This window comes from Devosia sp. XK-2, assembly GCF_037113415.1.
GTDB lineage: Bacteria > Pseudomonadota > Alphaproteobacteria > Rhizobiales > Devosiaceae > Devosia.
This window is the reverse complement of sequence record NZ_CP146608.1, coordinates 3,466,024-3,484,211: the sequence shown is the minus strand read 5'-3', so window position 1 is coordinate 3,484,211 and position 18,188 is coordinate 3,466,024. Positions and strand designations below refer to the sequence as shown.

The following is an 18,188-nucleotide window of genomic DNA, read 5'->3' as shown; positions in this document are numbered from 1 at the left end:
GACAGTTCAGAGCGGGTGCCGCACCAGCCGGGAATTGAGCAGTTCGCCGCGCTCGCTCAGGATGGCATAGGCGATGCCACAGATGAGCGAGTTGACCCGCCGCAGCGATCGCACGGTTTCCAGATGCAATTCGCTGGTCTCGAAGCTATTGGGATTGCCCGAGCGCAGCCGGGAGAAATGATCGCCCATGCTCTTGCGCTCCAGAACGCCGACGGCGTCCTTTTCGGCAACCAATTGACGGGCGGAGTCCACGTCTTCCGATACGAGCACGTTGAGCGCCAATTGCAGATTGCTCATCACGCGCGCATGCAGGTCAATCAATTCTCCCCAACCTGCACTCGAAAACGTCAGGCGCCGCTCCTGCAACTGGTCGGCCACCCGCAGCAATTGCCGGACGATGATATCGGCGGCCTGTTCGAGGCTGACGGCATAATTGCTGAGATCCGAAGCGCGGCGCGCCTGGTCGTTCTCCATGCTTTCCCAGTCGAGCTGGGCGAGAAACAGCTTGATCGAGGAGTTCGATCGATCCACCTCGGGTTCCAGGGCCTTGACCCGGCGGATGGCCGCCTTGTCATCGGTCCTGAGGATTTCGATGGCCGGCTGAAGCATGACCTCGACCAATTCGCTCATGCGCAATAATTCGCGCATGGCGCTGGCCAGGGCGACGTCCACATTGCCCTGATGCTCGTTTGCCAAGGCGGTCTGGCGAAAGCGGGTGACGTCCGCGGTTTCGCTGGCCGGCGCCTCGCGCACCATACGTCCGAGCAGGTGGGTCAAGGGGGCGGCCAATGGCAGCCCGATCACCAATATGGCGAGGTTGAAGGCAATATGGAGCAGGCTTGCCTGTTGCCCGACATTGCCGGGCAAGACGGGAAGCAATGGCAGCAGGAATTGCAGCAGGATGAGGCAAGCCAATGCCCCGCCGCCGCGCAACATCACCGCGCCAATGGCAATGCGGCGGGCGCGCACATCTCCGCCCCGCGTCATGCCGAAGGCGATCAGCGTTCCGCCCAGATTGGCGCCCAAAACCAGCGAAGCGGCAATTTCGAGCGGAATGATTCCGGCGGCACCAAAGGTGATGATGACCAGCACGCTGGCCACCGAAGAATAGGATAGCCAGGTGACGGCGGCGGCTACCAGAAACCCGGTCCAGGGATCGCCGCGCAGATAGCTGACTGCGACCTCGAGAATGTCGCTATCGCGCCAGGGCGTCGTCGCCTCCGAGACCATTTCGAGCGAGAGCAGGACGAAGGCCACCCCAAGGATCATGCGGCCCAATTGCTTGGTCCGGCGGGAGCTGCCACGCAGGAACAGCGTGCCTCCGATGATGATGAGCGGCGCCAATAGCAGGGACAGGTCGAACGAGAGAATGCTGGCCACGATGGCAGAGCCGAAATAGGCGCCCAGCACCAAAGCCAGGCCCGTGGCCCCTGCAAGCAATCCCCCCGAGGCAAAACCGGATGCCAATGTGGCGACAGCGGTGGAACTCTGGAGTGCGATGGCCATGGCCGCACCGACCAATGCGGCGGAAAAGGCGCTCCTTTCTGCTCGGGCCAAGGTGCGCTTGAGCTGGGCCGAATAGGCACGTTCCACGGCGGTGCGCACCATGCGAACGGCCCAAAGCAACAGCACGATTGCCGCCACCAGATGCACGATGATGAAATACATCAAACCGTCTCTTTTCCCTCCCGCCCCAGCGTTCGGGGACGAACCTGCATAATGTTCACACGAACACGAATTACGCAACACGCTCGGCACAATCTTGAGGCCGCCAGCCCGGCCACCTGGTAAGTTCCTGATAAAACACAAATGTGTTGCCCCCAGGCCGAACGCTTCGTCGGGGCGAATGTTCATTTGAACATTTTTCGGTTGCAAAACGCGCTCTGGTCGGTACGAATCCTTCTTCGTCCTGAGGCAGGGAGGCCTCAGCGAACAATAAAAGGGAGAGAGCATGTTCAAGAACGCATTGTTCCTGTCCGCAGGATTGGCCGCCGTAATGGCCGTCACACCCGTGATGGCGCAGACGGAGATCGCCTGGTGGCACGCCATGGACGCTGAACTCGGGCAAAGGCTAGAAGCGATTGCCCAGGGCTTCAACGATAGTCAGGACCAGTTTGTGGTGGTGCCCAGCTATAAGGGCACCTATCCCGAAACATTGACGGCCGCGATTGCGGCCTTCCGCGCCAATGAGCAGCCGGCGATCGTCCAGGTGTTCGAAGTGGGCACCGGCACCATGATGGCGGCCGAGGGCGCCGTGAACCCGGTCTACAAGCTCATGGCCGACAATGGCGAGCCCTGGGACCCGAGCGCGTTTCTGGCGCCGGTGACGGGTTATTATTCCGACACCGAGGGCAATATCCTCTCGATGCCGTTCAACTCGTCGACGCCCATCATGTATTACAACAAGGACGTGTTCGAGAAGGCTGGCCTCGATCCGGAAACGCCGCCCAAGACCTGGGCAGAGCTCGAGACCATGAGCCGGCAGATCATGGAATCGGGAGCGGCCCCCTGCGGCTTCACCACAGGTTGGGTCAGCTGGGTGCAGCTCGAAAACCTCTCGGCCATTCATGACCAGCCCTATGGCACGCTCGAAAATGGCTTTGGTGGGCTGGGGACCGAATTTACCTTCAACGGTCCTGTCCAGGTCAAGCACTGGGAAAACCTGAAGAAATGGGCCGATGAAGGGCTGTTTGAATATGGCGGCCCGGTGGGCGGGGGCGATGCTCCGCCGAAATTCTACGCGCAGGAATGCGCCATCTATATGAACTCCTCGGCCTCGCGGGCCGGTGTCATCAACAATGCCAAGGAGTTCGAGGTCGGCTTTGCGCCGCTCCCCTATTATGAGGATGTGATCGAGGAACCCAAGAACTCGATCATTGGCGGCGCGACCCTTTGGGCGCTCAATGGCAAGGACCCGGAAGTCTATAAGGGCGTCGCCCAGTTCTTCACCTATCTTTCGAGCCCCGAAGTGCAGGCGCAGTGGCACCAGGCAACCGGCTACCTGCCCATCACCAATGCGGCTTATGAACTGGGCAAGGAACAGGGCTATTACCAAGCCAATCCCGGTTCCGACATTGCCATCAACCAGATCACCCGCGGCACGCCTTCGGCCAATTCCAAGGGCATCCGCTTCGGCAATCTGACCCAGGTCCGCACGGTAGTGGATGAGGAATTCGAGGCGCTGCTCTCGGGCAGCAAGACGGCGCAGGAAGCGCTGGACGCCGCGGTGGAGCGCGGCAACCAGATCCTGCGCGACTTCGAAGCGGCCAATAGCTGAACCTCCCGCGATCACCCCGGCCCATCGGTGCCGGGGTGGTCCATCCGGGCGGCCAACGGCCGCCCGGTCCATTCGGGTGTGACTGTCGGGGGAGCTTTCAGTCCATGCAAACCAAGCGCACAATCTTTCCAAACAAGCTGCTGCCCTATGCCTTGCTGGCACCACAGCTTGCCGTGACGCTGATCTTTTTCATCTGGCCGGCTGCCCAGGCGGTCAAATCCTCCTTCGAACGCGAAGACCCTTTCGGCTTTCGAACCACATTCATCTGGTTTGAAAATTACACGCGCCTGTTTTCCGAGCCCGGCTATGTCAATGCGCTGACCAAGACGGCCATTTTCGCGGTGTCGGTGACGCTTTTGTCCATGAGCCTGTCGCTCTTGCTGGCCGTGGCGGTGAACCGCGTCATCAAGACCAATCGCGTCTACACGACCCTGCTGGTCTGGCCCTATGCGGTGGCCCCCGTGGTTGTCGGTATTCTGTGGTGGTTCATGTTCAACCCCACGATCGGTATCGCGCCTTATCTGCTGCGTGGCCTCGGCATCAGCTGGAACCATCGTGTCGATGGGGCGCAGGCCATGATCCTGGTCGTCATCGCGGCGAGCTGGAAACAGATCTCGTACAATTTCCTGTTCTTCGTTGCCGGGTTGCAGTCGGTGCCCCAGGCGCTCAACGAGGCTGCGGCCATCGATGGAGCAGGACCGTTCAAACGGTTCTGGACCATCGTCTTTCCGCTCCTCTCGCCAACCACCTTCTTCCTGCTCATCGTCAACATCAACTATGCCATGTTCGACACGTTCGGCCTGATTGACGCCACCACCAATGGCGGGCCGAACCAGGCCACCAATATCCTTGTCTACAAGGTTTACGCCGACGGCTTCCTTGGCCTCAATATCGGTTCGTCCGCCGCCCAGTCGGTCGTCCTGATGCTCATCGTCATCGCCCTCACCGCCATTCAGTTCCGCTATGTCGAGCGGCGCGTGCAGTATTAGGAGCCCGGACAATGGTAGAAAATCGCCCCTGGCTCAGTGTCCTCACGCATCTGATGCTGATCACCGGCGTCGTCATCGTCGTCTTCCCGGTCTATCTCGCCTTCATCGCTTCCACCCATGGCAGCGGCGACTTCATGCGCGGCCTGGTGCCGCTCCTGCCCGGACCGCATATGGCCGAGAATTACGGCCGCATGCTCACTGAAGGCATTTCGACCGCCGGTGCCCCGCCGCTTTCGATCATGCTGATGAATTCCACCATCATCGCCGTCATCATTGCGGTGGGCAAGATCGCGATCTCGCTGCTGTCGGCCTATGCGATCGTGTTCTTCAAGTTCCCATTCCGGCTTCTGGCTTTCTGGATCATTTTCATCACGCTGATGCTGCCGGTCGAGGTGCGCATCATTCCCACCTTCGCCGTCGTCGCCAATCTGGGCCTGCTCAATTCCTATGTGGGGCTGACCTTGCCCCTTATTGCCTCGGCCACGGCCACTTTCCTGTTCCGCCAATTTTTCCTGACGGTCCCGGATGAGTTGATGGAGGCGGCCCGCGTCGATGGGGCGGGTCCGATGAAGTTCTTCCGTGATATCCTGTTGCCATTGAGCCGGACCAATATCGCGGCGCTGTTCGTCATCCTCTTCATCTATGGCTGGGTGCAGTATCTCTGGCCGCTGCTGGTGACCACCGACAGCCGCTACTACACCGTCGTCATGGGCATTAAGCGCCTGGCGGCGACCGCCGATTCCGAACCTTTGTGGAACCTCGTCATGGCCTCGGTGATCCTGGCCATGCTGCCCCCCGTCCTTGTCGTCATCTTCATGCAGCGCCTGTTCGTCAAAGGCCTGGTGGATACGGAGAAATAAATCATGGCAACCATCAACCTGGTCGACCTCAAGAAGAATTACGGCAATGTGCCGGCGGTCAAAGGCATCGATCTCAGCGTCGCCGATGGGGAGCTGATCGTCCTGGTCGGGCCGTCCGGCTGCGGCAAATCCACCCTGCTGCGCATGGTGGCGGGCCTTGAAACCGTCACCTCGGGCCGGATTGAGATCGGCGGCAAGGATGTGGTCCGCGCCGAACCGGCCGAGCGCGACATCGCCATGGTGTTCCAGAACTATGCGCTCTATCCGCATATGAGCGTGCGCGGCAATCTCGAATACGGCCTCAAGAACCGGGGTACGCCGCGGGCCGAAATCGACCGTCGCGTTCAGGAAGCGGCAGACATTCTCGAGATCGGCGCATTGCTCGATCGCAAGCCGCGACAGCTTTCGGGCGGCCAGCGCCAGCGCGTGGCCATGGGCCGTGCCATCGTGCGCGAGCCGGCAGCCTTTCTCTTCGACGAGCCGCTCAGCAATCTCGATGCCAAGCTTCGGGTGCAGATGCGGGTGGAGATCAGGCGATTGCAGCGCCGCCTCAAGACCACCAGCCTCTATGTCACCCATGATCAGCTCGAAGCCATGACGCTGGCCGATCGCCTGGTGGTGATGAATGGGGGCCTGGTCGAACAGATCGGGACACCCACCGAGGTTTATGACCGTCCCGCGACCCTGTTCGTGGCCGGCTTTATCGGCTCGCCACCGATGAACCTGATCCCGGTTGCGGCGCTGGGCAAGGGTGTGAACCTGGGTGCCGGCACCGACATTGTCGGCCTGAGGCCCGACCAGATCCATCTTGAGCGCCCGGGTGGGGACGTGCTGACCCTGAGCGGAACGGTGGAGCTGCTCGAGCCGGTGGGGGGAGAAAGTCATCTCCACATCCGGATACCGGATGTGGAGCAGGCCATTATCTTGACCGTGCATGGACGGCCGGCACTTGAGGAAGGGGCGCCAATTGACATGTTTGCGCGTCCCCAGGACATCCATCCGTTCAACCGCGAAAGCGGTCGCCGGACAGACACTATCTAGTATCACGACCTCGAACCCCGGCAGACGCCATGACCAGCAACACCCTTCCAGGACCCTCCCGCAACGAAGTGCAGGCCCATCGCGGCGCATCGGCCCTGGCGCCGGAAAATACCCTGGCCGCCTTCCAGCTCGCCGCCGAACAGGGGGCCAAATGGGTCGAGCTCGACGTAGCGCTTCTGGGTGACGGCACGCTTGTCGTTATTCACGACGACAGTGTGGATCGCACGACATCCGGTTCAGGTTCGCTCGGCGATCTGACGCGGGCGGACCTTGACCATCTCGATGCGGGAAGCTGGTTTGGCCCGGACTATGCGGGGCAGCGCCTGCCCACTCTCGACGCGGTGATCGCCGAACTCGGACGGTTAAATCTCAGTGCCAATGTCGAGATCAAGCAGCATAAGCACCACAAGTCGCTCGATCAGCTTATCGAGGCTGTCGAGGCGTCCATCAGTACCCGCTCGGCGGTAACCGAGATCATGATCTCGAGCTTTGACCCATTGGCGCTGGCGGCCATGCATCGGCGTGAACCGGGGCTTGAAATGGCCATGCTCTGGGGGCGTCCGCCGGAGGATTGGGAAGCCCAGCTCGCGGCTATCCCCGCCGCCACCATCCATATGCATTACAAGGCCCTCAGCATTGGCTTACTCGAAGAGACGGCAAAACGGGGCATCAAGGTACGCGCCTGGACCTGCAATAACCCGATGGAACTGGTTTCGTTCTGGGATGCTGGATTGACCGGTGTCATTACCGACAATCCGGCATTGTTCCTGCGCTAGGAGAGGGGGCGGCTACGGTCATGCTGTCGGACCGACAACGCAATATTCTGACCCTGATCGAGGCCGAGGGTGCTCAATATATCGAGCAGCTGGCCGAGCGCTATGAGTTGACGACCCAGACCATCCGGCGCGACATCAATGCGCTTTGTGATCAGGGTTTCGCGCGCCGCTTTCACGGCGGTGTCGACGTTCCGGTCGGGGCGAGGAACATTTCGGTCAATGCCCGCGCCGCGCTCAATGCCGGGGCGAAACGCGCCATAGGGCGGCACGTCGCTGCGGCCATCCCGTCCGGCTCCACGGTCTTTATGGGGATCGGCAGCACGGTGCAGTTTGTCGCTGCGGCTCTGCGCGAGCATGGCGCGCTGCGCGTCGTGACCAATAATATCGATGTTGTTCTGACGCTGAGCGGGGCCCCCCAGATCGAAGTGCATATGACGGGCGGCATTCTGCGTCACAATGACCGCGACGTGGTGGGGGCCGATGTCCTGCACTATTTCGACAAATTCTATGCGTCACATGCCGTGATCGGCGCCGGCGCCCTGGACGCAGCCAAAGGCATACTCGACTTCAGCTATTCGGAGGCGCAGGTGACCATGAAGCTGATCGAAAACGCGCGCCAGCAGTTTCTGGTCGCCGATGCCAGCAAGTGGACGCGGGATGCCTCGGTGCGCGTCGCGCCATTTTCGGCCGTGTCCCATTTCTATACCGATAAGCTACCGGACCAGGGGCGGGCGCGTGACGCCCTGGACGCGGCCGGCATCCATGTGGAACGCTGCGGGACGGATGGATGAGCTTTCTTGGTTCGGGGCCGGAAAGTGAAGACCTGCGCGATATCCGCCTGGTGTTCACCGACATTGACGACACCCTGACAACGGGCGGCCGCCTGCTGCCCCAGACCTATCAGGCCCTGTGGGATTTGAGCGATGCGGGTATTGCCGTCGTTCCGGTGACCGGGGGGTCGGCGGGCTGGTGCGAGCATATCGTGCGCGCATGGCCCGTCGCCGCCGTGATCGGGGAGAGCGGCGCCTTCAGCATGACCGCCCGGCAAAACCGCGTTGATATTGAATTCTGGGATGATGAAGCCCGCCAGGCCGAACGTCAATCGAAGCACCTGGCGGATATCCATCCGCTTTTGGGCGCTTTTCGCCTCGCACATGACCAGAGGCTTCGCCTCGCCGATGTTGCCATCGACATTATCGACGCCCCGCCCGCCGAAGTGGACCGTCTGGCCGAGCGCATCCGGGCCATTGGTGGCAGCGTGGCCATCAGTTCGGTGCATATCAACACCTGGCTGGGGTCGTATAACAAGCGGACCATGAGCGAGCGCCTGTTACAGCGAATGGGGATTGGTGTGGCGGATTTGAGCCGTCAGGTCAGCTTTGTCGGCGATTCGCGCAATGACGCGCCCATGTTCGCATTGATCCAGAACTCGTTCGGGGTGGCCAATATCCTGCCGATCCTGCCGCAGCTTTCGGCCCGGCCGCGCTGGATTGCTGCCGACGAAGCCGGCCTTGGCTTTGCGGCCATTGCAAAAGCAATTGTCGCCGCCAGGACCGTCCAACACGATCTTGCACGTCGCCGATAGCGTGCGTCAGTCAGCTTTGGCGATGCGCAATTGTTGCCAAGGCCGCCTGCTAGGTGATCTTGGCCATGATGATCTTGCGGGCCGCTTCAGGATCCGGCGGCAGCACGGCCCGGCTCAATGCTTTTGAATAGGCATGTTGCGGATTGCCCAGCACGTCCTGGGCCACGCCCGCTTCCACCACATCTCCCCTGTGCATGATGATGACGCGGTCGGAAATGTAATAGGCCGTCGAGAGGTCATGGGTGATGTAGATGATCGATACGCCCAACCGGTCCCTGAGGTCACGGAAAAGATTGACGATCGACATGCGCAGCGACGCATCAACCATGGATACCGGTTCGTCGGCAACGATCAGCTTGGGCTCCGGGATCAGCGCGCGGGCCACCGCGATACGCTGCAATTGCCCACCGGAGAGCTCATGCGAATAGCGCCCGCGCACTTCGGCCAGCGACAGGCCCACATGGTTGAGGGCCTTGTCGGTCGCTGCATCTATCGCGGTCTTGTCCTTGAGGCCCAGAAAGCGCTTTGCCGTCGAGAACAGGAAATAGTCGATGGCCGTCAGCGGATTGAATGCTTCGAACGGGTTCTGAAAGATGGGCTGTGCCCGGGCCATGAATTTGAGTCTGTCAGCGCGGCCGCGGATCGCGGCGATATCCTGCCCCATGAACCGCAAAGTGCCGCTGGTTGGCGTTTCATCTCCCAGGATCATGCGCGCCGTTGTGGTCTTGCCGCTGCCGGACTCTCCGACAATGGTGAAGATTTCCGGCCTGTCCTCGTCCAGGGTGAAGCTGACATTCTTGACGGCGCGCAGCGTGGCGCGGTCGAAAAATCCACCGATCCGATAGTCCTTGTTGACGTTTTTAAGCTCGAGAAGCGCGCTCATGCGACCTGCACCTCCCCGGCGCGCCAGCAAGCGACGCGGCCGGTTTGCCGCGCCACGAGAGGCGGATTTTCGCTTTTGCACTTGTCCACGGCCAGCGGGCAGCGCGGATGGAAACGGCAGCCGCTGGGGGGCTCGGCCAGATTGGGCGGTTTTCCCGGCAATGCGCTGCGCTTCTTGTTGTCGCCAATCCGGGGGAGGCTCGAAATCAGATGTGCCGTATAGGGGTGTTGCGGGTGGCGGAATACGTCGAGCGTCGGCCCTTCTTCCACCAGCCGCCCGGCATAGACAATGCCGATCCGGTCCGCGATGGCGGCATGCACTGTCATGTCATGGGTCACAAAGATGATGGATGCGCCCATGCGCTGCTGGATATCCTTGATCAAGGCCAGCACATCCTGCTGCACCAGCACATCGAGCGCGGTGGTGGGTTCGTCGGCAATGATGAAGTCAGGCTCGCAGACCGTGGCCAGCGCGATGGTCAGGCGCTGTCGCATGCCGCCTGAGAGTTGGTGGGGGAAGGATTCAAGTACGCGCGGGTCCAGACCAATGCGCTCGAGATGTGTCTCGACGCGCGCCCGAAAAGCCGTCTCGGACAGCCCCATATGCTTGAAAGCAAAGTCGTAGAAGGCGTGCTTGACCCGGCGCACCGGATTGAGCACGTTCATCGAGCCTTGCATGATGTAGCTCAAATTCTGCCAACGCGCCGCCTTCATGGCCCGCGGATCAGCATAGACATCGAGGGTGCGATCGCCGAATTCGAATTTGACCGAGCCTTCCACGACCCGCAAAGGCGGCGTGATCGCGCCGGCAATGGTCTTGATCAATGAGGACTTTCCGGACGAGGACTCGCCGGCAATGCCGTAGATTTCGTTGCGGTTGATGGTCAGGCTGACATCATCGACGGCGCGCACTTCGCGGCGGACGCCAAAATAGTTCATCTGATAATAGGCCTTGAGGCCTTCGACGCGCAGCACGGAATTGGTGGTGGTCGGCGCCTGGAGAGTATCAAGCATGTTCAGGCTCCCATCCGGCTCAGGCGGCTGCGCGGATCGATATATTCATTGACCGATATGGCGAGCAGGAACAGGCCGAGGAACAGTAGGACAATGGCGATGATGGGGAAGGCGATCCACCACCAGATACCGGCAATGATGGCCTGGTGCTGGTTGGCCCAATAGATCATGCCGCCAATGGTGGGGCGGTTGATGTCGGAAAAGCCCAGCACGGACAGGGTGACTTCGAGGCCAATGGCCCAGATGAGATTGTTCATCGCCGTAAAGAAGATGACCGGCATCACGTAAGGCAGGTGCTGGCGCACCAGGATTTGCGGCACGCTCATGCCGGCAAAAACGGCATGGCGGGTAAATTCGCGGCTGCGCAGGCTCAGCGTGACCGAGCGGATGAGGCGGGCATCATAGTTCCAGCCCAATAATGCGGCCGTCGCGGCCAGAACCGGCCAACTCATCGAGTCGCGCATGACGAAATAGACCAGCAGCAGGATGGGAATATTGGGCAGGGCGATCATGGTGTCGTTGAGCGTCATCAGCGCCTGGTCCCAGCGGCCGCCGAGATAGCCCGAGAGCATGCCGATGGCGACGGCCAGGAGACGGCTGAGTATTGTAACGGTGAGACCGAACAGCATCGTGTTCCAGATCGCCGAGCTCATCTGCCAAAGCACATCCTGGCCACGCGAAGTGGTGCCGAACCAGTATTGGGCCGATGGCGGCATGTCGGGCGGCAGGAGATAGATGGCGGTGTCCGGAAGCGGCGCCCAGAAATGGGCGAGCGCGAACAGAAAGATGGCCAAGGTCAGCACGAAGCCGATGGCGAATTCGATATTGTAGCGCAAAAGGTCGCGCAGAATCTTGAACATGGCTCAGCTCAGCCTCACGCGCGGATCGATCAGCGGATAGATCAGATCGATGATGAATACGGCAACGGCGACGGCGATGATCGAAATGGTGGTGACCCCGAGCACCAGGGCATAGTCGCCCCGGTAGATGCCCTGGATCATCAACCGGCCGACGCCGGGATAGTTGAACAGGAATTCGGTGATCACGGCCCCGCCAAAGACATTGCCCAGGCTGAGGGCCAGACCCGTCAATTGCGGCAGCAGGGCATTGCGCGCCACATATTGGGAGAAGATCTTGTTGGAGGACACGCCACCAAGCTCGGCATAGACCACATGGTCATCGGTGACGATGTTGGAGACCAGCGAGCGCATGGAAATGAACCAGCTGCCCAGCCCAACAAACACCAGGGTCAGTGCGGGCAAAGTGCCGTGCAGGATCAGCGAGCGCAGATAATCGAGCGTCAGGCCGGGCTGCAAATTCATCTGCGCGCCGCCCGATATGGGCAGGATGGGCCAGATGAAACCGAAGGCCAGCAGCAGGCACAGCCCGATAATATAGGCGGGCACCGGATGCAGCGCCATGACGGCGGCGCCCGAGAGCTTCAGGAGCAGATTTGAGCGATAATAGCCGGCCAGCGCGCCGAGCAGATTGCCCAGGCTCCAGCTGATCACCAGCGACAGGGTGAGCAGGCCGATGGTCCAGGGCAATGCGCCCATGATCAGCGACATGACCGGGGTGGGGAAGGCGGACAGGGATGGCCCGAAATCGCCACGAATGACGCGGCCCCAGAACGCCAGATATTGCTCGAGCATGGAACCCTGCAGGCCATAGAGTTCCTGCAATGCCTGGCGCATCAGCTCGACCGAGCGCGGATCGGTTGCACCGAAATTGGTCATCAGGGCCACTGACTGCTCCACCGGGTCGACCGGTGAGAGATTGGTGATCAGGAAGGCCAGCGAAACACCCAGAAAAATCACAAGGAAGAACTGGAAGAGGCGCCGGCCGAGATATTTGGCAAAGCCGTCCATCGGGGGTCCGCTCTGGTATGTGTGGTGAAAAGCGGGCGGGGCCTTGTGACCCCGCCCGCAGGCACTATTGGGCCGATTTGAGCGCGACGATCATGTAGCGCAGGTTCGACCAGAACGGACCGGAGGCCGAATAGGGATCAGCGGCGCTCGGATAGCCGGTCCAATAGGTGGTGTCGAACGGCGCGAACTTATTGTAGGCCATGAGCGGAATGAACGGCATCTCTTCCACGGCCAGCTTGAGATAGTCCATGCCGAGTTCGGCGACCTCAGGCGAGTCGAAGTTTACCGTGCGGTTGGCTTCGATGATGGCATCGAGGCGTTCGTCTTCCCAACGCGTCAGGTTGCGCGGCGGCTGTGTTTCACCCGGCGGCTTGATGAAGTCCGAGTGATAGCTTTCGAGGAAGAAGGAGAGGTCGGGGTGACCGCCCCAGGTCTCGACCGTCCAGTAGATGGCGACGTCGAAGTCACCGCCGCCCAGGCGCTGGCCATTGGTGGGGCCGGCCACATCGACCGTGGTCTGGATGCCTTCCATCGACCATTGCTGGGCGATGATGGTGCCGGCGCGGGCCAGGGTCGGGATATTGTCACCCTCGACCATCAGCTTGATGGTGAAAGGGGTCCCGTCGGGCTTGAGCCACTGATTGCCGTTCTTGGTGAAACCGGCCTTTTGCAGCAGGGCTGTGGCAGCGGCGGGATCCTGTTTCCACCAGCCGAAACCGAACATGCGCTTGAGCTGGTCGGTATCGTCGGGGATGCTGTCGCCCCATTGCGGCTTCACCAGCGCTGCGATCTGTTCGGAAATGGTCGGGTCATAGGGCTTGATGGTGCCATTGCCGGTATCGAGCTCGAAATTGGCGAGCCAGTCCTGCATCGGTACATAATAATCGGTAATGGCTGTGCCGGTGGGCGGGGTCGAGAGCGCTGCCAGATTGGCCGCGCCGCGATAGGAGCCCATGGATACCGAGCGGATATCGATCATCAGCGCCAGGGCCCAGCGCACATCCTTGTCGGCAAAGGGTTCGCGCTGATGATTGAACAGCACGGAAGGCAGTGTCGGATCGGGATGGGCAAAGGGGAAGCCGGGGAACCAGTATCTGGTGTTCTCGCCGGCATCGCGGGCGATGGTGAACATGCCTTCGGGAGCAATGTCGTTGATCACGTCGAGATTGTGGTTCATCTGCTCGATGACGCGCGCATCCGGGTTACCGGCATTGCGGTAGACGACGTATTTGACCTCCGGCTCCTGGCTCAGCTCCATGCCGATTGAGGTGCGCTGCCAGTCGTCGCGCAGCTTCCAGATCACCCAATTGCCAGCCGTGTCATAGCTGTGGAGCTGATAGGCCGAGAGCGAGACCGGCGGATTGTTATTGTAGGTGAGTGGATCGTCCACCGCTTCAAAGACATGCTTGGGCATGATCCAGGCCGCGTTCCAGCGCACGGTGAAAAGCGTGTGGAAGCGGGAATTGGGTGCCTTGAGCTTGAAGACCACGGTATTGCGATCCGGCGCCTCAACGCTGTCCACATTGACGGTGAAGGGCGCGCTCCAGCCCATGCCCGGATGCGCGATCTGGGTCTCGACGGTATAGACGACGTCGTCAGACGTGAATTCGACGCCATCGCTCCAATAGATGCCCTCCTTGAGCTTCACCGTCATCTCGGTGAAGTCCTCATTATATATCGGCTTGTCCGAGGCCAGGGCGTTGGTCCAGGCCGCATCGCCCGTGCCATCGGGATTGATGAACCAGAATGTGTCGGCGGTGAGCTGCTGCAGACCATTATTGCTGGCGCCACCGCCGGGGGCCCATAGATTGAACCATTCGGCATTCTGGGCCGCTGGCCCCTGAATGATCAGCGCCTCTTCGCGGGGAATGCCCGCAATAAAATCCTGGGCGGCAACCGGCATCACCGACGCGGCGATGGCAAGTGCGGCTGCGGCCAGCTTGTTCAATAGCATGGTCGATCCTCCTGAAGCCCGCTTAGCGGACAGCGACTGCCGGACGCCAATGCCCGGCTCGGCCGCCTTCCTTGTTTCGACACGGAGCGCACAGACTCCTCCTGCAACCCCGGTCCGCGCCCTTTATCGACAATTTCCGGCGCCAGAGCAACAGGATTATCGACAAAAATGCGTCTGCTGTTCGGATTAATCGTGGTTTTGCGCTGTTCTGGCTCGAATCTCGATCTATATTATTGACAAACTAGAGTGTGGCGATAGGCTATATATCGATGATTGCCGCCCGGAGTGGCGATCTTGTCCCGGGTTCAAGGGTGGAGAAATTCAGATGACAGCGACTTATGACGTCCGCATCGCGGTCGATGCAGGCGCGAGCCGCGGCGCGTATCGGCCATTGTGGAACTGGTTCGGCTATGACGAGCCGAATTACACAAATACCGACAATGGCAAGAAGCTGCTCAAGGAGCTGACCGAACTCAGCCCCGAGCCGCCCCGCATCCGCACGCATAATTTGCTGACGTCAGGGGACGGGAAATATGCGCTGAAATGGGGCTCGACCAATGCCTATACGGAGGATGGGAACGGCAATCCTGTCTATGACTGGACCATTATGGACCAGATCTTCGATGCCTATGTCGAGGCCGGCAATATCCCTCTGATCCAGGTGGGCTTCATGCCGGAAGCCCTGTCCGACGATCCCGGCCCCTATAAGCACAATTGGTCGCCCGAGGATAAGTACGCCACCATCATGACCGGATGGGCCAATCCCCCCAATGACCTCAAGAAATGGGGCGACCTTGTCCATGCCTGGGCGCGACACCTGGCCGATCGCTACGGCCAGGACAAGGTTCTGACATGGCCCTGGGAGGTGTGGAACGAGCCTGACGGGCTCTATTGGAAGGGCACCGTTCGCGAATTTTGCGATATGTATGATGTCACTGCCAAGGCCATCAAGGCGGCCCTCCCTGGTGCGCGTGTCGGCGGCCCGCATACCTGCGGCGCCTTCAACAATCCAAAGGCCCAGGCATTCCTCCGCGAATTCCTGCAATATGTCGTCGACAACAAGTCGCCCATCGACTTCATCGCCTTTCACGCCAAGGGCAATCCGGTGATCTGGAAGGATCATGTGCGCATGGGGCTGCACAAGCACCTTCGCGACATCGAAGCCAATCTGGCCATTGTCAACGAATTCCCGACCCTCAAGCACCTGCCTACCGTTATCGGCGAATCCGATCCGGAAGGGTGCGCGGCCTGTTCGGCCCGGGTCCATCCGCAGAACGGCTATCGCAATGGTCCGCTTTATGGCGCCTATGTGGTGGAAAGCATGATCCGCACCTACGAGATCAGCCAGCGTGCCGGCATCGAAATCGAGGGTGCCGTCACCTGGGCATTCCTGTTCGAGGACCAGCCCTGGTATGACGGCTTCCGCGACCTGGCGACGAACGGTGTCGACAAGGCCGTACTCAATGGCTTCCGCATGCTCGGCAAGCTCAAGGGCGAGTGGATCGAGGCAACGTCGGACCACGCGCTGGATGTGCAGGCTATCATGGAACATGGCGTGCGCGAGCAGCCCGATGTCAACGCCGTCGCCACCCGCGATGATGGGGGTGTCTCGATCCTTGTGTGGAACTATCACGATGACGATGTGGAAGACGGTGCGGCCAATGTGACCGTGAGCCTGTCCAACCTGCCTGCGGGGCGGCACACGCTGACCCACTATCGCATGGACAAGGACCACTCCAATTCATTCGGCGTTTGGCAGGCCATGGGCTCGCCCCAATCGGTGATCGGCGAGGACTTCAGGAAACTCGAGGCCGCAGGTCAACTCGCCGTCCTCGAAACCGGCACGGTTGATGCGTCCTCTGGCGCTGCGACCCTTGTCACCACTCTGCCCCGACAAGGCGTCTCACTGCTTCGTATCGACTATTAAGGCCGGCACGGCCGCGCCCCAACCTCCCGGTGGCGCGGCCCCTTTTCGGGTGCTTTTGCAACCGGTCTTGAGCGCAAGAGGCAATTGCCGCCGCCAGATGGGGCGTATCGGACCTCTTCTGGGGCATGTTCAGGAAAAGCGCGTGGCGGTTTCCTGGTGCGAATATGCGACAGAACATTTCAACCCGACCGGCTCTAGTGGCCGACCAGATCGATATAGCGCCGCTTGGAGGGTTGGAGATGGTCGACGCAGAGCTGGGCCAAGACCCAATTGTCCCGCCCCTGCAGCATCTCGATCATCAGCCTGTGCTGACTGTGTGAAATATCGAGCGCTTGCCGATCCGCCATGGAATTGGCCCGCACCGGCAGGCTGTAGCGCATATACAGCTCAATCGTCTGGACCAGATATTTATTGCCGCAGGCACCAAACAGGGTCAGGTGAAAACGGTCATTGGTCTCATGCACGCCGCGCAGATATCCGCTCTCGATATGCTCGCCGTGCTCTTTATGGATAGCGAGCAATTCATCCACTAGCGATTGCGGCGCCGGCAAGGGAATGAGCAGCGCCGCCTGGCGTTGCACCAGTTCGCGCACGGCATAGATCTGCTGCACTTCGTCGGGCGTCAGCGAGCGCACGGTGGCGCCCTTGTTGCGCTCGCGCACGACGATGCCCATCTGCTCGAGCTGAACCAGAGCCTGACGCACGAAATGCCGGGTCACGGGGAAGCGGGAGAGCAGGGAATCTTCGGTGAGGCGCGCGCCGGGCGCCAGGCGACCGAAGATGATGTCCTCCTCCAATGCCCGCACGATGCGCTCGTCATCAAGCTCGATATCAGTGTCCAGATCAGACATGGCGTGCCCCTCAAGCGCAACGTTCAAATACCGTTCCTATCAGATCGCGGCGGCGGGTTTAAATCCACTGATACGATAGGCAGCCTCGACCAGCGCCAATGTGTTGAGATTGTCGGCGGCCTCCGTCTCAAATCGCTCTTTATTGCGCAGGGCGGTGACGAAATGGGCGATGGCCCCATCATAGGCGGCCTGATAACTCTGTGCCGGATCAAAGCGCAGCTCGCGCGGCTGAGGCCCAAAAAGGCGCAGGACCGAAACATCAAGATGGATGGTGCCTCGGGATCCCCAGAGCCACAATTGATCAACCGGCGCCGGTGGCGCGCCGTGTACCGCCAGATTGCCCGAGATCGTCAGCGGCAGCCCGTCGTCACGCCGTGTCAACGAGAGGATGGCGCTGTCCTCGCCGATGATCTCATCATTGCTGCGCCCCAGGCGCGCCAGATGCAGATCGAGCTCACCCAGGAGATAGCGCAGACTATCCAGATGATGGATCAAGACTTCCATGACCAGAAGCCTGGCCTCCCGGCGGAAAAAGGGCTGCCGCGCCAGGGCAGGCCGCAATCCCTCGGCGTCGGCAAGCATGCCGCTGGAATGGAAATCGAGCCGCGCGGCGATCGGGTCGCCCAAGAGGCCTTCCTCGATCCAGGCGCGCAGGGCGCGATAATATGGGCGAAACCGCCAGTTCTCATGCACCATCAAAGGAACGGAACTATTGACCCGGCGCACCAGGTCGCGCGCCTGTTCCAGATCCGTGGCCAGCGGCTTTTGGCACAGCATCGGCAGGCCGTGATCACGTCCGACCAGGATATTGTCGGCATGAAACTGGCGGGGCGTGGCAATATCGAGCGCGTCGAGCTTTTCGCTGGCCAGCATTGCTTCCAGGCTTGCATAGCGGCCACCAATACCGAAGACGTCCGCCCGTGTTGCCAGCGCCTTGGGGTCAGGGTCGCAGATGGCGACGACCTCTGCGTCCTCGACGCGTTGCCAGGCGGGCAGATGATATTGCGTGACCCAGCCCGCTCCAACCACTCCGATGCGCACTCAATCACCTCTTGTCAATAATTCGGTCCGTTTGAACGGGATCGACGCTTCGGCGTCCAAAGCGTCTTCTGCTGAATTTAAGTGCATTTTCGCCCTATCCGCAATGAGAGGCGCGCGTTTTCG

The 18,188-nt window shown here is 60.7% G+C and carries 16 protein-coding genes; 8 read left to right on the top strand and 8 right to left on the bottom strand.

Features of this window, described 5'->3' with window-relative positions; translation table 11 throughout:
• Window positions 1-6 precede the first annotated feature (6 nt).
• Window positions 7-1,668, bottom strand: coding sequence for a Na/Pi cotransporter family protein (locus V8Z65_RS17100; protein ID WP_338721355.1), 1,662 nt, complete (start codon window positions 1,666-1,668; stop codon window positions 7-9).
• A 283-nt stretch (window positions 1,669-1,951) separates the two neighbouring features.
• Here V8Z65_RS17100 and ugpB point away from each other — a divergent pair, with 283 nt between their 5' ends.
• From ugpB to V8Z65_RS17065, 7 genes are all read left to right on the top strand, one after another.
• Window positions 1,952-3,277 carry a sn-glycerol-3-phosphate ABC transporter substrate-binding protein UgpB gene (ugpB, locus tag V8Z65_RS17095; protein WP_338721354.1) on the top strand — a complete coding sequence of 442 codons (1,326 nt, stop codon included), beginning with the start codon at window positions 1,952-1,954 and terminating at the stop codon, window positions 3,275-3,277.
• 104 nt (window positions 3,278-3,381) lie between these two features.
• Window positions 3,382-4,266, top strand: a complete 885-nt coding sequence (gene ugpA / locus V8Z65_RS17090; RefSeq protein ID WP_338721353.1) for a sn-glycerol-3-phosphate ABC transporter permease UgpA — start codon at window positions 3,382-3,384, stop codon at window positions 4,264-4,266.
• 11 nt (window positions 4,267-4,277) lie between these two features.
• Window positions 4,278-5,126 (top strand): sn-glycerol-3-phosphate ABC transporter permease UgpE, encoded by an 849-nt coding sequence (gene ugpE / locus V8Z65_RS17085; protein ID WP_338721352.1) that lies wholly within the window; start codon window positions 4,278-4,280, stop codon window positions 5,124-5,126.
• Window positions 5,127-5,129: 3 nt separating this feature from the next.
• The gene (locus tag V8Z65_RS17080; RefSeq protein ID WP_338721351.1) at window positions 5,130-6,167 is read left to right on the top strand and encodes a sn-glycerol-3-phosphate import ATP-binding protein UgpC; all 1,038 of its coding nucleotides are present in this window, start codon (window positions 5,130-5,132) and stop codon (window positions 6,165-6,167) included.
• Between the two features lie 29 nt (window positions 6,168-6,196).
• Entirely contained in the window at window positions 6,197-6,943 is a 747-nt protein-coding gene (locus V8Z65_RS17075; RefSeq protein ID WP_338721350.1) for a glycerophosphodiester phosphodiesterase family protein, read from the top strand.
• Between the two features lie 20 nt (window positions 6,944-6,963).
• A complete protein-coding gene (locus V8Z65_RS17070; RefSeq protein ID WP_338721349.1) occupies window positions 6,964-7,734 on the top strand; it encodes a DeoR/GlpR family DNA-binding transcription regulator in 771 nt (256 codons plus the stop codon).
• Complete coding sequence (locus tag V8Z65_RS17065; protein WP_338721348.1) at window positions 7,731-8,528, top strand: HAD-IIB family hydrolase; 798 nt, start codon at window positions 7,731-7,733, stop codon at window positions 8,526-8,528. The genes V8Z65_RS17070 and V8Z65_RS17065 overlap by 4 nt, the downstream gene beginning before the upstream one ends.
• A 49-nt stretch (window positions 8,529-8,577) precedes the next feature.
• On the opposite strand, the gene V8Z65_RS17060 is transcribed toward V8Z65_RS17065, so the two are convergent.
• The 5 genes from V8Z65_RS17060 to V8Z65_RS17040 form a co-directional block, all read right to left on the bottom strand.
• A complete protein-coding gene (locus V8Z65_RS17060) occupies window positions 8,578-9,411 on the bottom strand; it encodes an ABC transporter ATP-binding protein (protein WP_338721347.1) in 834 nt (277 codons plus the stop codon).
• Window positions 9,408-10,424, bottom strand: a complete 1,017-nt coding sequence (locus V8Z65_RS17055; protein ID WP_338721346.1) for an ABC transporter ATP-binding protein — start codon at window positions 10,422-10,424, stop codon at window positions 9,408-9,410. Before V8Z65_RS17055 ends, V8Z65_RS17060 begins: the two co-directional genes overlap by 4 nt.
• A 2-nt stretch (window positions 10,425-10,426) precedes the next feature.
• Window positions 10,427-11,284 carry an ABC transporter permease gene (locus V8Z65_RS17050; protein WP_338721345.1) on the bottom strand — a complete coding sequence of 286 codons (858 nt, stop codon included), beginning with the start codon at window positions 11,282-11,284 and terminating at the stop codon, window positions 10,427-10,429.
• 3 nt (window positions 11,285-11,287) lie between these two features.
• On the bottom strand, window positions 11,288-12,292 hold the full coding sequence (locus V8Z65_RS17045) for an ABC transporter permease (RefSeq protein WP_338721344.1): 1,005 nt from the start codon (window positions 12,290-12,292) through the stop codon (window positions 11,288-11,290).
• Between the two features lie 64 nt (window positions 12,293-12,356).
• A complete protein-coding gene (locus V8Z65_RS17040) occupies window positions 12,357-14,246 on the bottom strand; it encodes an ABC transporter substrate-binding protein (RefSeq protein ID WP_338721343.1) in 1,890 nt (629 codons plus the stop codon).
• 325 nt (window positions 14,247-14,571) lie between these two features.
• Here V8Z65_RS17040 and V8Z65_RS17035 point away from each other — a divergent pair, with 325 nt between their 5' ends.
• Window positions 14,572-16,173, top strand: a complete 1,602-nt coding sequence (locus V8Z65_RS17035) for a beta-xylosidase (RefSeq protein ID WP_338721342.1) — start codon at window positions 14,572-14,574, stop codon at window positions 16,171-16,173.
• A 194-nt stretch (window positions 16,174-16,367) separates the two neighbouring features.
• Here V8Z65_RS17035 and V8Z65_RS17030 read toward each other — a convergent pair whose 3' ends face one another.
• A complete protein-coding gene (locus tag V8Z65_RS17030; protein ID WP_338721341.1) occupies window positions 16,368-17,024 on the bottom strand; it encodes a GntR family transcriptional regulator in 657 nt (218 codons plus the stop codon).
• A 39-nt stretch (window positions 17,025-17,063) separates the two neighbouring features.
• A complete protein-coding gene (locus tag V8Z65_RS17025) occupies window positions 17,064-18,065 on the bottom strand; it encodes a Gfo/Idh/MocA family oxidoreductase (protein WP_338721339.1) in 1,002 nt (333 codons plus the stop codon).
• Window positions 18,066-18,188: the final 123 nt, after the last annotated feature.

What these genes read in the sequence shown, in the direction of transcription:
- V8Z65_RS17100 (WP_338721355.1), bottom strand. Translation starts at nt 1,668, where the DNA reads ATGTATTTCATCATCGTGCATCTGGTGGCGGCAATCGTGCTGTTGCTT.
- ugpB (WP_338721354.1), top strand. Translation starts at nt 1,952, where the DNA reads ATGTTCAAGAACGCATTGTTCCTGTCCGCAGGATTGGCCGCCGTAATG.
- ugpA (WP_338721353.1), top strand. Translation starts at nt 3,382, where the DNA reads ATGCAAACCAAGCGCACAATCTTTCCAAACAAGCTGCTGCCCTATGCC.
- ugpE (WP_338721352.1), top strand. Translation starts at nt 4,278, where the DNA reads ATGGTAGAAAATCGCCCCTGGCTCAGTGTCCTCACGCATCTGATGCTG.
- V8Z65_RS17080 (WP_338721351.1), top strand. Translation starts at nt 5,130, where the DNA reads ATGGCAACCATCAACCTGGTCGACCTCAAGAAGAATTACGGCAATGTG.
- V8Z65_RS17075 (WP_338721350.1), top strand. Translation starts at nt 6,197, where the DNA reads ATGACCAGCAACACCCTTCCAGGACCCTCCCGCAACGAAGTGCAGGCC.
- V8Z65_RS17070 (WP_338721349.1), top strand. Translation starts at nt 6,964, where the DNA reads ATGCTGTCGGACCGACAACGCAATATTCTGACCCTGATCGAGGCCGAG.
- V8Z65_RS17065 (WP_338721348.1), top strand. Translation starts at nt 7,731, where the DNA reads ATGAGCTTTCTTGGTTCGGGGCCGGAAAGTGAAGACCTGCGCGATATC.
- V8Z65_RS17060 (WP_338721347.1), bottom strand. Translation starts at nt 9,411, where the DNA reads ATGAGCGCGCTTCTCGAGCTTAAAAACGTCAACAAGGACTATCGGATC.
- V8Z65_RS17055 (WP_338721346.1), bottom strand. Translation starts at nt 10,424, where the DNA reads ATGCTTGATACTCTCCAGGCGCCGACCACCACCAATTCCGTGCTGCGC.
- V8Z65_RS17050 (WP_338721345.1), bottom strand. Translation starts at nt 11,284, where the DNA reads ATGTTCAAGATTCTGCGCGACCTTTTGCGCTACAATATCGAATTCGCC.
- V8Z65_RS17045 (WP_338721344.1), bottom strand. Translation starts at nt 12,292, where the DNA reads ATGGACGGCTTTGCCAAATATCTCGGCCGGCGCCTCTTCCAGTTCTTC.
- V8Z65_RS17040 (WP_338721343.1), bottom strand. Translation starts at nt 14,246, where the DNA reads ATGCTATTGAACAAGCTGGCCGCAGCCGCACTTGCCATCGCCGCGTCG.
- V8Z65_RS17035 (WP_338721342.1), top strand. Translation starts at nt 14,572, where the DNA reads ATGACAGCGACTTATGACGTCCGCATCGCGGTCGATGCAGGCGCGAGC.
- V8Z65_RS17030 (WP_338721341.1), bottom strand. Translation starts at nt 17,024, where the DNA reads ATGTCTGATCTGGACACTGATATCGAGCTTGATGACGAGCGCATCGTG.